At 45.0% G+C, this 12,647-nt stretch carries 10 protein-coding genes; 1 reads left to right on the forward strand and 9 read right to left on the reverse strand.

The genetic code is table 11. The annotated features are described in order from the left end of the window. Positions 1 to 184: 184 nt before the first annotated feature. From ACESZH_RS15620 to ACESZH_RS15660, 9 genes are all read right to left on the reverse strand, one after another. Positions 185 to 433 (reverse strand): spore coat protein, encoded by a 249-nt coding sequence (locus ACESZH_RS15620; protein ID WP_373217657.1) that lies wholly within the window; start codon positions 431 to 433, stop codon positions 185 to 187. Between the two features lie 12 nt (positions 434 to 445). Further along, a complete protein-coding gene (locus ACESZH_RS15625; protein WP_373217656.1) occupies positions 446 to 631 on the reverse strand; it encodes a hypothetical protein in 186 nt (61 codons plus the stop codon). A gap of 61 nt (positions 632 to 692) precedes the next feature. Next, entirely contained in the window at positions 693 to 2,141 is a 1,449-nt protein-coding gene (gene glgA, locus ACESZH_RS15630; protein ID WP_373217655.1) for a glycogen synthase GlgA, read from the reverse strand. A gap of 119 nt (positions 2,142 to 2,260) precedes the next feature. Beyond that, complete coding sequence (gene spo0A, locus ACESZH_RS15635; RefSeq protein ID WP_373217653.1) at positions 2,261 to 3,067, reverse strand: sporulation transcription factor Spo0A; 807 nt, start codon at positions 3,065 to 3,067, stop codon at positions 2,261 to 2,263. Between the two features lie 667 nt (positions 3,068 to 3,734). Next, positions 3,735 to 6,404, reverse strand: a complete 2,670-nt coding sequence (locus ACESZH_RS15640) for a hypothetical protein (RefSeq protein ID WP_373217652.1) — start codon at positions 6,402 to 6,404, stop codon at positions 3,735 to 3,737. Then, positions 6,391 to 8,472, reverse strand: a complete 2,082-nt coding sequence (locus ACESZH_RS15645) for an RND family transporter (RefSeq protein ID WP_373217651.1) — start codon at positions 8,470 to 8,472, stop codon at positions 6,391 to 6,393. The genes ACESZH_RS15640 and ACESZH_RS15645 overlap by 14 nt, the downstream gene beginning before the upstream one ends. 176 nt (positions 8,473 to 8,648) lie before the next feature. Next, positions 8,649 to 9,203 (reverse strand): TetR/AcrR family transcriptional regulator, encoded by a 555-nt coding sequence (locus ACESZH_RS15650; protein WP_373217650.1) that lies wholly within the window; start codon positions 9,201 to 9,203, stop codon positions 8,649 to 8,651. A 326-nt stretch (positions 9,204 to 9,529) separates the two neighbouring features. Further along, positions 9,530 to 10,021 carry a heme-binding protein gene (locus ACESZH_RS15655; protein ID WP_373217649.1) on the reverse strand — a complete coding sequence of 164 codons (492 nt, stop codon included), beginning with the start codon at positions 10,019 to 10,021 and terminating at the stop codon, positions 9,530 to 9,532. 114 nt (positions 10,022 to 10,135) lie between these two features. Then, entirely contained in the window at positions 10,136 to 11,317 is a 1,182-nt protein-coding gene (locus ACESZH_RS15660) for an iron-containing alcohol dehydrogenase (protein WP_373217648.1), read from the reverse strand. Positions 11,318 to 11,653: 336 nt separating this feature from the next. Between ACESZH_RS15660 and ACESZH_RS15665 the strand changes: the two genes are divergently transcribed. After that, positions 11,654 to 12,553 carry a helix-turn-helix domain-containing protein gene (locus tag ACESZH_RS15665; RefSeq protein WP_373217646.1) on the forward strand — a complete coding sequence of 300 codons (900 nt, stop codon included), beginning with the start codon at positions 11,654 to 11,656 and terminating at the stop codon, positions 12,551 to 12,553. The last annotated feature ends 94 nt before the right edge of the window (positions 12,554 to 12,647 follow it).

Below are 12,647 nucleotides of genomic sequence, written 5' to 3' on the forward strand. Positions count from 1 at the left end.
AATTTGCACCGGATGTCAAGCACTTCCTTAAAATTTGCCGGAATTATCGTTCGACAAAGTAAACCGTTCCGGCCCCGGCTGAACATCTGCTCCCAAGCCGTTTCTGCGGAAAAAGGGCACCGCCATCCGGCAGTGCCCTTAATACTCTGGAATTATGCTTTTTCTTATTTTGGCTTAAATGTGATCAGCCCTGGCTCAAAACACTTCGCACATGGTCTACCTCTTCTCTGGTGGCCTTTGCTGCCGGAACGTAGTAACCCTTTGCCCGTGCGATCTGGTAGATTTCTTCCTGTGATGTCTCACACTGATTGCGCATCTGTTTTAAGGTCTGTTTTAACTGCGGATTCTCTGTCTGGGTGATCATCTCGCCGTAGCGTGTCAGCTCGCCGTTAATTCCCACCAGGGTATCTGCTACCATTGTTTTTTCATTCATCTTCGGCACCTCCTACTGTAAAAACTGCATTAACTGCTGCTTGCTCTGCATTGCGGACTGGGCAGATTTCTGGAAAAACTGCTTTACCTCCATGTCCGTAGCCTGCTGTGCGTAAGCATCCATCTTACAGTGAGTTGTCTCAAAGCCGCCGATCAGATGACGCAGATTCTGTAAATCTAATTCTGAAATTTCTGTCATGATACTACCTCCTTAATCATTATACAATAGATAGTATCTCTGAAATTCCAGATAATATACTCTACTTATCTCCGATCAGCCAGTTGTACATCTCTTCGTACTGGCGTGCGGAATTTGCCCATGAGAAATCTTTTGCCATAGCACGGTCTATCATCTTATTCCATTCACGCTTCTTATCATAGTAAATGCTCTCTGCGTAGCGGATCGTGCTGAGCATTTCATGAGCATTGTAGTTGCAGAAGCTGAAACCTGTACCGGTTCCTTCGAACTCGTTATAAGCTTCTACCGTATCCTTCAGACCGCCTGTTTCTCTGACGATCGGAAGTGTTCCGTAACGGAGGCTCATAAGCTGGCTCAGTCCGCACGGCTCAAACAGGGACGGCATCAGGAACGCATCTACGGAACCGTAGATCCTGTGTGACAATCCTTCGTCATAGTAAATCTGGGCAGAAACCTTGCCATGATACTTCCAGTCAAAATGACGGAACATATTTTCATAGCGCTCGTCTCCTGTTCCCAGCACTACAAGCTGCACGGCATCCTGACACAGCTCATCCATAATATAGGCGATCAGGTCAAATCCTTTCTGGTCAGTCAGACGTGATACGATACCGATCAACATGGTCTTCGCATCCTGCTCAAGTCCCAGATCCTTCTGAAGCTGAAGTTTATTCTTTACCTTTTCCTTACGGAAGGTTGTTGCATTATATTTTGCATTCAGGAAAATATCTGTCTCCGGGTTAAAGTCATCATAATCAATACCATTGACGATACCTCTGAGGCTTGCCGCACGGGCACGGAGCAGTCCGTCCAGTCCCTCGCCGTAGAACGGTGTCTTGATCTCTTCTGCATAGGTATCGCTCACTGTGGTGATGGCATCCGCAAATACAAGACCGCCTTTTAAGAAATTGCCGTCCTTATATGCTTCCAGCTTGTCCGGAGTGAAATAGTAATCGGAAAGTCCGGTAATACTCTGGATTGTCTTTACGTCATACACACCCTGGAATTTCAGGTTATGTATGGTCATGATCGTCTTGATCCCCCAGAAGAACTCGTTCTGCTGGAAGGAATCATGCAGGTAAACCGGAACAAGTCCTGTCTGCCAGTCATGGCAGTGAATGATGTCCGGACGGAATCCAATGACCGGAAGTACGGAAAGAACTGCTTTTGAGAAAAATGCAAATTTTTCCAGATCCCACGGTGCGCTGTCATATGGCTTCGGTCCGCTGAAATAGTATTCGTTGTCAATAAAATAAAACTGGATGCCGTCATACTCCATCTGCAGGATTCCCACATAGCAGTTTTTATATCCCAGATCCATGTAGAAATGTGTGACGTATTCCATTTTATCTTTCCATTCCTGTTTCATACAGGCATATTTCGGCAAAATAACACGAATGTCAAAATACCGCTTGTCAAAGCATTTAGGCAATGATCCCGCTACATCGGCCAATCCTCCTGTTTTGATAAACGGCACTGCCTCTGATGTTGCAAATAGGATTTTCTTCATCCTTAAACTCCCTCCTTAGTAATTTTGCTTACCCTTAAGGACTCTGCCTGAGTGTTTCAGGCAGTAGCGAAAACCTTCCGCCTCACTCCTAATTTATTTCATTATACTCCAAAAATATACTATTGGAAAGCCCGATTTTTATATTCCAGTCTGATTTTATCGGCAATAAGGGCAATGAATTCAGAATTCGTAGGCTTTCCCTTTCCTGTACTTACCGTATAACCGAATAATTCGTCAATCGTATCCATTTTTCCGCGGCTCCACGCAACCTCGATGGCATGGCGGATCGCTCTCTCCACACGGCTTGGCGTGGTCTGATGCTTTTTCGCAATGGTGGGATACAGGATTTTTGTGATTGAATTCAGCATTTCCATGTCATTAACCGACAGGATGATAGCATCCCGCAGATACTGGTAGCCCTTAATATGGGCGGGAACGCCGATCTCGTGGATCACGTTTGTCACATCCGCCTCAAGATTTCCCTGCGTCAGAGAAACGTTCTCCTCACGGGGCATCTGACGGCTGATCTCCCTCATCTTTTTCTCCCCGATCCGGCGGATATGCTTGATCCTGTTCAACAGCATCTGATTGTCAAAGGGCTTCAGCATGTAATAATCCGCCCCGAGACTGAACGCATCTTCCGTGATCCGCTCCTGTCCCACAGCAGACACCACAATAAAGGAAGGTGTCTTTTTTACAGTAGTGTCATGAGAAAACCGTTCCATGACGGAAAGCCCATCCACTTTTGGCATGATGATATCCAAAACTACCACATCCGGTTCCTTTTCTCTGATTATGTTACAGATTTCTTCTCCATTATGTGCTTTTCCGACCAGCTTAAGGTCTTCATCTTCTTCGATCATGCGACCAAGTACTTCTACCATTTTCTCGTTATCGTCTGCAATTGCCACATTCAATTTTTCCATGAGGGCTGTCTCCTCCTAACTATACGAATACGTCTGCAAAAGCCGACACTACCATAACATCTCGGGAAAATCCCTTCATTTTTCCCTTTCTGTCTTATCAGATAAAAGGGATTGGTCCCCTTTTCTGCTGAAGCAGATCCGATAAGCTATCTTCCAAGAACCGCTTCGCGAACCCTGGAATTAGATTTACGGCTCCTTCCGCGCCTTTTATCGGAATCTGCTGAAGCAGATCCGATAAGCTATCTTCCAGGAACCGCTTCGCGAACCCTGGAATTAGATTTACGGCGCCTTCCGCGCCTTTTATCGGAATCTGCTGAAGCAGATCCGATAAGCTATATTATAGTGGAATGAAGATGGGGAAATCAAGCCTAAAGTGGCTATTTTACTGGATTTTCGTTCGATAGCTTTCGACTTTTCTTTCCCTGGATTTTGACAGGATACCTCCTTTTCTGACTGTTTTTTCTTCCTCTGTTCAACATATTTTCTGTAAATATTCCATATCCTCTTATCTCTCCCGAAAGGATATTTTACACCATAACGCCAGCAATCCAGCCGTTTCGGCGTGTCGAATCCTTCTGAATGCCTATGACAAAATAGCCCGGCACTTTTCCTGCAGGAAAGCGATATTTCGGAAAAAGTCCCCCGAAAACGAGGGACTTTCCACATTTTACTCTGCTTCAATAGAACCAGTTTCAATAATAAATTTGACATTTCCGCTGCTGGAAGGATCGCCCAATAGTTTGAATTCTTCCCCGGCATCCTTTATCTCTTCAAGTCGGTCGAGCATATCCTGCAGATCACCCTCCAGGAATTCCGTAATTTTACCAATGCCTTCTTCGTTGAATTTCTCCATACCTTCCTTCAATTCGTCTGCGCCGTCCTTCAGTTCTGCTACGCCCTCATCCAGCTTCGTTCCGCCTTCTGCAAGCTCTCCGGTTCCATCCTTCAGCAGTGCGCTGCCATCTGCAAGCTCCTGAATACCGCTGCTCAACTCCCCTGCTCCGCTTCTAAGCTGACTGCCTCCGGACGCCAACTGACTGATACCAGAGCTTAATACACCGGTTCCTGCATTCAACTGTCCTGTTCCGTCTGCCAGAGCTGCCGCACCGCTGTACAGGCTTGCATTTCCTTTTGCCAGGCTGGAGGCGCCGTCTGAAAGTTTTCCCATATTCTCTGCAATTGTATTCGCTCCGGTAAACAGTGTGCCAAGTCCTGCATCCAATTGCGCTGCTCCGGTATATAAGTCAGATGCTCCCTCTGCCAACTGCTGTGCGCCCGGCAGGAGCTGTGTCTGCACGCCGCTGAATACAGCTTTGATACCGCCATTTAACTGCGAAGCACCTGAAGCCAGACTGTTGGCGGATGCTGTAAGTGCCGTACTTACAGGCATTTCCACACCATTCAGCGTGGTGGTACCTGAAAGTGCTTCTACGGCGTTCTGTATCGTAGCCTGTGACGGATCACTGCTGGCTGTGCTCTGGGCCTTTAATGCGCTTCCTGCTGCCCTTAACTGTCCGATTGCCCCGGCATAGGCGGATGCTGCCCGTGAAGGAGTCTCTGCGCTTTCTGCTGCCGTAACGGTCTCAATGCTCTCCTGCTGGATTCCTCCCAGAGAATCACTCAGAAGATTAATACAGTTCTCCAGCTTTGCCACATAAGCAGGATACTGGCTTGCCATTGCCAGAAGTTCCTCCGGAGAGGAGCTTCCAAGGAGTGCCTGCACACCCTGCAGCTCTGCCAGAACCGTCTGGATATCTGCCACAGACTGGTCACTGATCGTAGTCTTTACCACAGTCTCGCTTTCTTCTGTGCTGGTTTCCGGTGCGGCGGGGCTTCCGGCCATTCCGGCCTCTACGCCGTCCAGAAACTGATTCACACCGTCAATATAGGAATTCACACTGGTCATATATCCGTTGCCGGACGGATTTTCTTTATCCGCTGAAGTCAATCCTGCCAGCAGCGCATTGACGCCCTGTGTATAGCTACTCAGCATCCCTGCAAATGCCGCGCTGCCATCTTCCAGACTCTGTGCGCCTTCCAGCATTTTCTGGTCATTTGCCTGTGTCAGCATGGAGCTGATCCCCCCTGCCAGTGCCGCACTTCCGTCCTTTAGCGCTTTGCTTCCCTCTGCCAACTGCCCGCTTCCTGCCTGCAGCTGCTTGCTGCCTTTTCCCTGCGCAAGCTCCTTTACTCCATTCAGAAGAAGCTTGGTGCTGTTGGAAAGGGTTTTACTTCCGCTTTTCGCTTCCTTTGCTCCCGCCTTCAGCTGCTTGCTTCCGGAATCCAGATCCCTGACACCCTGGATCAGAGTACCCTTGCTGTTTTCCAAAGTGTCAATACCGTCTGCCAGTGCATTGATTCCATCCACCAAATCTGTCTTCTTCGTGTTCAGCGTCTCAATGCCCTCTGCCAAAGTACCCATATTTTCATCAACGGCATTCATGCCATCAATTAATTCCACACAGGAGTCCTTTAAAGTCTGAACACCGTCTGCAAGCTCTCCGGTGCCGTCCACCAACTGGGAGGAAGCATCCGTCAGGTCGTCCAGTGCATCCTGCAGGTCGTCTGCGCTGCTGATCTCATCAATCCCCAGGGCTTCCATATCAAGAGTGGTTGCCACTGTCATTGCCATGGTCAGTTCAAAGTCTGTCACGTCTGCTTCCAGCTCAAAGCCCTCGGGAATTTCAATATCGCTGAAAGCTTCCGTTTCTCCCAGCTTCAGGCTGTCAGAAAGCCCCGGCATACCCATTCCGATCACAATTTCCTTCTCTCCATCGGAGATTACTTTTCCGTTGTCAATAGACACGTTTTTAAAGTTCTCGCCCGGGAGCACCATTCCCGTAACCATAGTAAATGGTGTGTAGACTGCCCCGCTTTTCGCCAGGTTTTTATACTGGTAACAGATTTTCACATGTCCGCTCTGCCCAGCCAGCTCCTGCGGAGAAATTTCTTTTCCATCCAGATAGTAGGTGATATCCACGCCTACCGGAAGCTCTCTGTCCGTTGTTCCCTGATAATAAATATCATTGCCGCCTGCATCCCAGACGATTTTTTGCCCGTTCTGGGTAAAACCTTCCTCTCCTTTTACATTTTCGATATTTTCCAACTCGGAGGAATCCTGAAGGCTGTCTGTACCCTCCGGGTTTTTCAGCCATTCACTGACGATCACCTCTTCTTTTTGACCCACAGCATCGGTCTTAACATATACTGTCTCTTCCTTGGTGCTTTCTGCCTTTGCTGTTTCTTCTGCGTAGATACAGCCTGCACCTGACTGCACCAGCATCACTCCGGTCATCAACCCAGCCATTGTCTTTGTTAATTTTTTATTTCTGTTCACTTTGAAGACCTCCTTTAAAACCTTTACTTGTTTTACAGATAATTTTGTCAAATACCATAAACATAGACGGCAGTACACAAAGTACGACCACCATGCTGATCAAGGCTCCTCGTGCCATCAGGTTGCACAGAGAGCTGATCATATCAATGTTGGAATACAGACCTACCCCGAATGTTGCAGCAAAGAAGCTAAGCGCGCTGACAATGATGGATTTGATATTTGCACGGTGCGCGATCTTTATAGATTCCACTTTTCCTTTTCCGCTTCCCCGCTCTGCCTCATACCGACTTGTCATAACAATGGCATAGTCCACAGTTGAACCAAGCTGGATCGTACCGATTACAATGGATGCGATAAACGGAATGGTGGTACCTGCCAGATAAGGTATGCCAAGGTTAATAAAAATCGCAAATTCAATAACTGCTACCAGCACGATCGGCAGAAACCATGACTTAAATACGAAAATAATGATCACAAACACTGCCAGGATGGATACTGCATTTACCACCTTAAAATCCTTATCTGTGATAGTGATCAGATCTTTTGTACAGGGTGCTTCTCCAACCAGCATTCCGCTGGGATCATATTTTTTTAATATGGTGTTCAGCTCTGTGATCTGCTCATTCACTTCGTCTGTTGCAACTTTATACTCATTATCGATCAGCATCAGTTCCCACTGGTCATTTTCCAGGATCTCTTTGATAGAATCCGGAATCATACTCTCCGGAATACGGCTGCCGATTAGCGACTCCAGACCCAGAACCGCTTTTACGCCATCCACCTGCTCCATTTCATCCATCATTTCCCGGACATCACTTCCAGGCAGATTGCTGTTGACTAACATCATGTGCATGGCACCCATGTTGAAATCTTCCTGCAGTTTTTTGTTTGCCATACTGCTTGGCAGGTCATCCGGCAAGGTTTCATCCAGATTGTAGTATACATCCGCATGTCTCTGGCAATAATAAGCCGGAACGATCAGAAGAACCAACACAATGGCAAATACCCTGTAATGTTTTGTAATAAAATCGGATATTCCGTCCATACTGGGCAAAAATGCTCTGTGCTTTGTTTTTTCCAGTACTTTATCAAATATCATGATCATGGATGGAAGCACAGTTACACAGCAGATAACGCCGATCACAACACCCTTTGCCATGACTACGCCAAGATCTAATCCCAATGTAAAGCTCATAAAGCACAATGCAATAAATCCTGCCACAGTTGTCATGGAACTTCCCACTACTGATTTTACAGTCTTTTCAATGGCATATGCCATTGCCTCTTTCCTATCATCAAATACTTCCAACTGTTCCTCATAGCTGTGCCACAGGAATATGGAGTAATCCATGGTAACGCCTAACTGCAGGACTGCTGCCAGCGCCTTTGTAATATAAGAAATCTCACCCTGAACGATATTCGTTCCCAGATTATAAACGATTGCCATTCCAATACTCATCAGGAAAACCACCGGTATAAAGAAAGAATCCATCGCGATTCCCAGCACTAGTGCAGACAGAAGAACTGCGATCACTACATAGATAATGACCTCTTTGTCAGCCAGCTCTTTTGTGTCTGTAACCACGGATGACATGCCGCTTAAGAAGCACTGTTTTCCTGTCACAGAACGGATATCCTGGATTGCCTTCATGGTCTCATCCGCTGATGTTGTTGTATCAAAGATGATAAACATCAGAGTACTGTCTTCAGTATTGAAAACATTTTTCACTTTATCCGGCAGCATATCCAGAGGAATGCTGAGATCCATCAGACTGTCATACCATACCACCTTTTCCACATGGTCAATGGTCTCCAGCTTTTTCCGAAGCTCCGATACGTCCTTATTTTCCATGCCCTCGCATACCAGCATGGAATAAGCACCTGTTCCAAACTGCTCCACCAGAATGTCCTGGCCCTGCATGGTTTCAATATCATCGGGCAGATAATACAAAATGTCATAATTCACTTTTGTGTTTATGTACCCGATTCCTGCAGGGATCAGCAGCAGAATACTGAGAATAAAAATCGGAATCCGATATTTTACCACCTTTCTTCCGAATCCTAACATAACTAACCATCCTCTCATTAAATATTTCATAACTGCTCGGTGCCTGGCGGGATGATCCCGGCTGAACAATTACTCTATCCACGTTTAAGAGTATGCTTATTTTCCCACTTTTTTGCCACAGTCAAAAAAAGCCCCATGCACAAAATTTGTGCACAGAACCTCATTTGTCAAAAATTTTATTTTAATGATTTCTCCAGCATTGCCGTAATGTTTCTATCCAGCATAACTCCCATTCTGTTTATGATATATTCCGGATCCTCCTTCATTCCTCCGTCCAGCCACCGCTGCATCAGACCTACCAGCGCACATTCGTAAAACTGTGCGATCAAAAGAATATCTTCTTCCTTTGCATTTATGCCTTCTGCCTGCTTTTTTACAAAATCCGTCATGATCTTACCTGTGATCTTATGCAGGTAATCCTCAATTTCCTTCCGTTTTATGGAATTGTAAATATGATAAATGCCCTTTCTGTTATCCAGAGCAAACGCGGTTGCCTGAAGGAAGGCTTCCTGCCAGGAATCATATTCAAGCCTGGACTCCAGAACACTTGCAGTCTCTGTTTCGAAGATTTCTCTTAACAGATCATAAATATCCTGATAATGATAATAAAACGTATTTCTGCTGACTCCGCAGTCCTCTACGATATCCTTTACCGTGATCTTATCAAATGGCATTTCATTGACCAGTTTGATAAAGGATTCCCTAATGGCTTTCTTCATCAGTTGAGACATTCCTCACCCTCCAACTATAATTCTTCTAAAACTCTTTTTCAATGTCATCGGGTTCATTATAGCCTTAATTAGGAATCCGCGCCAGTATTTTATAAAAATTTAATCAACTTGAAGCATATTCTCAATAAATATCCCATGCCCGCTTGTGGTATCCTGCACGAAGACAAATCTAAATCGCTGTTTTCATGTCGAATTTTATCTCTTTTTCAACTATTTTGCTTATCTCATCTTCAAAGATCCAAACATCCCTTCAATACCTGAAAAAGATCACTGTAAGGATTTTCTTCTCCTTTATCTTTTATCGTTCTAACGCCTAAAAAGCGGATTCAGCATGCTTTATCTGCTATAAAGCGGTCAAGCACTCTGAGAATCAATGCATGGTCATCCTCATGCCATAACCCTGATACGCAGATCGTCCCGATCATACCGGTTCCTTTAAGAAAGAGCGGGAACCCGCCTCCCAGTGTCCCATGCTCTACCACGTTCATCTTTTTATCTTCCAGCGTTGCTCCCTCTTTTGCAAGCAATGCCCTGACATGAAGCGAACTCATTCCCATCATTTCTACAGTATTTGCTTTTGCAGCCAGCCATTTCCCGTTCTCATGGTTGCAGCTTCCTGGCATAAAACGATAAACGCTTTCCCCATTCATCCTAATCTCCACACCTACTGTCCGCTTACAGCTTTTACTTTCTTCATAGAGCATTTCTCCAAGCGCTTTTGCATCCTCCGGGGAAAATCTTTCAAACTGATACCTATTTTCCTCTTCCATATGTTTTTCCAACAAAACTTCCAGCTCCGATTTTTCTGTATTCATCATTCAAATTTCCTTTTTTCCTACCATCTCAATATTAAAATTTTATTTGTTTTGTACATATATCTAACCAGATGACTTCATATCATTTCATCTGTATGTTCCCGTCATTTATTCTCTTCATCGCGCCATACGATAAATTTTCTCCATGTCTTCCTGATACAAAACCCTGGCTGATCCCTGACTTCCCCCGCAAGCCGCAGCACATCTGACTGCCATTTCATGGATCTGTTCCTCTGTCGGATGAATTCCCAGTTCTCCCATATTCGTAGGCATCCCGATACTGTGATAGAACTCTTCCATTGCCTCAATACCTTTCAGAGCCGTTTCCTCGTCATTACCAGTATGCTCCACATCCATCACATTCACGGCATAACGTACAAATCTGTGCAGGCAATTCCTGTAGACATATCTTGCCCAGCTTCCCCAGATTGCAGCAAGCCCTGCTCCATGTGTAACATTGAACATACCGCCCATTTCATGCTCCAACATATGGCTTGAAAAATCCCCACCGTCATTTCCGCATCCAGTCAACCCATTATGTGCCAAGGAACCTGCCCACATCACTTCTGCCCGTGCCTCATAATTTTCCGGGTCATGATGAAGGATGACTGCATTTTCCTTGATTGTCCGGAGCAGTCCCTCTGCAATACTGTCGGTGATTTCCATGTTTCCGCCATTTGTAAAGTAACGTTCCATCGTATGCATCATCATATCGGTACAGCCGCTCTCTGTCTGATAATCAGGAAGTGTCATAGTAAATTCCGGATTCATAACTGCAAACTTCGGTCGTGCAAGGTCATCGTCATACGCACGCTTTTCTCCATTTTTTTCGTTCGTAATAACAGAGCCGTTGCTTGTTTCACTTCCGGCTGCTGCAATTGTAAGAACGACTCCTACCGGTTTGCAGGCTGCAGCCGTTTTTGTATGTTCGTACAGATCCCAAACGTCCCCTTCATTCGCCAGACCATAAGCAATCGCCTTGGATGAATCAATGGAACTGCCGCCGCCAACTACCAGTATAAAGTCCACGCCTTCTGCCCTGCAAAGTTCAATTCCTTCATATACCTTGGAAAGAAGCGAATTCGGCACAACACCTCCAAGCTCCACATGTGGAATCCCAGCCTCGTCAAGTGCTCCTTTCAGACGATCGATCAGACCGGATCTTACTGCGCTCTTTCCACCATAGTGAATCAATACTTTGCTGCCTCCGGCTTCTTTTACCAGTCTGCCTACCTGTCCCTCAACTTCTTTTCCAAATACAACCTTTGTTGGTGCATAATACTCAAAATTATTTGCCATGTTTATGTCTCCTTTTCATGATTTTTTATACTTTCTGCTTGCTTTGATGATTTTATTATACTTATTTTAAGGCTACATAAACATAATAAATCAGACTAATTATAGAAAAATAGCGACCTTATTATCGTTTATATTATAATTTCAACGTCTGTTTCTCTCCCTGATAAAAAAGTCCTGCCTCTTTCAAAACGAACAGTAAGGATCCGGCTATTGAGAACCATTGTTTTGTACGTTACATTGAACTGGAGTTTAAACAAAAATCATAGTATAATGGAGATATATTAGAAAAATAACGACAGGATTAAGTATAAAATAATAATTATAGGGGGTAAAACTATGCCTGCTTTTTTTCTGGACGATAATCAGGTTGAACGAATCTCGGGAATGACACGGGAATATCCTTACTGTATGCACGTTACAGATATCACGGAATTTACTGTGCCATGGCACTGGCACGAAGAGCTGGAACTTAATTATGTAAAACAGGGCGCTATGAAAGTCATCACCACAAATGCAGAATATGTGATTCACGAAGGAGAGGCGTTTTTCATCAACACTAACGTCATGGAAATGAAAGAAGCGATAAAAAATACGGATGTCCATGCCATTGAAATCGCCCATCTGTTTCATCCGGTTTTCCTGACAGGTCACTTTCAGAGTCTGTTTGAATCCAAGTATCTAAACCCTATTCTAAACAACAGGCAGATCGAGGTCGTTGTCATGACACCGCAGACAAAATCCGGAAAGAAAATGATCCAACTTCTCAAAGACGCAGAAGAATTGCAGAAAAACAAAGATATGGAGTTTCAGACAAGAAACCTCCTGTCAGAGGCCTGGCTGGTCTTAATCGAGGAGCTTAATGAAAATGCACAAAATCTGCCGTCAATTACTCTGACCAGCCAGGAAAGAATTCAATACATGATTTCTTATATACACCGCAACTATGCAGAAAGAATCAGCTTAAAGCAGATAGCCGCCAGTGCCAATATTGGAGAACGGGAAGCACAGCGTTGTTTTCAGAAAACCCTGAACCGCACCCCTTTGGATTACCTGAACGAGTATCGCCTGAATCAGGCAAAAAAACTTCTTAGTGAAACAGACCTGTCTGTCACCCAGATCGCCCTCCAGACCGGTTTTTCAGACAGTGCCTATTTTGGAAAGGTCTTTCGAAAACTGCATCATATGACACCAAAGGAATTTCAGGCAGACTATCAGAAATCAGGATCCAAAAGATAATTTGCTGTTTGAGATGTCAGCCATTCTGTTTCATATTCAAAAGAAAATTGTTTTTCTTCCATCATGCTTCACTTCTTATGTCTTCATAGAGAAA

The sequence above is a fragment of the Ruminococcus sp. 5_1_39BFAA genome (genome assembly GCF_964240875.1).
Taxonomy (GTDB): Bacteria; Bacillota; Clostridia; order Lachnospirales; family Lachnospiraceae; genus Blautia_A.

What these genes read in the sequence shown, in the direction of transcription:
- ACESZH_RS15620 (WP_373217657.1), bottom strand. Translation starts at nt 433, where the DNA reads ATGAATGAAAAAACAATGGTAGCAGATACCCTGGTGGGAATTAACGGC.
- ACESZH_RS15625 (WP_373217656.1), bottom strand. Translation starts at nt 631, where the DNA reads ATGACAGAAATTTCAGAATTAGATTTACAGAATCTGCGTCATCTGATC.
- glgA (WP_373217655.1), bottom strand. Translation starts at nt 2,141, where the DNA reads ATGAAGAAAATCCTATTTGCAACATCAGAGGCAGTGCCGTTTATCAAA.
- spo0A (WP_373217653.1), bottom strand. Translation starts at nt 3,067, where the DNA reads ATGGAAAAATTGAATGTGGCAATTGCAGACGATAACGAGAAAATGGTA.
- ACESZH_RS15645 (WP_373217651.1), bottom strand. Translation starts at nt 8,472, where the DNA reads ATGTTAGGATTCGGAAGAAAGGTGGTAAAATATCGGATTCCGATTTTT.
- ACESZH_RS15650 (WP_373217650.1), bottom strand. Translation starts at nt 9,203, where the DNA reads ATGTCTCAACTGATGAAGAAAGCCATTAGGGAATCCTTTATCAAACTG.
- ACESZH_RS15655 (WP_373217649.1), bottom strand. Translation starts at nt 10,021, where the DNA reads ATGATGAATACAGAAAAATCGGAGCTGGAAGTTTTGTTGGAAAAACAT.
- ACESZH_RS15660 (WP_373217648.1), bottom strand. Translation starts at nt 11,317, where the DNA reads ATGGCAAATAATTTTGAGTATTATGCACCAACAAAGGTTGTATTTGGA.
- ACESZH_RS15665 (WP_373217646.1), top strand. Translation starts at nt 11,654, where the DNA reads ATGCCTGCTTTTTTTCTGGACGATAATCAGGTTGAACGAATCTCGGGA.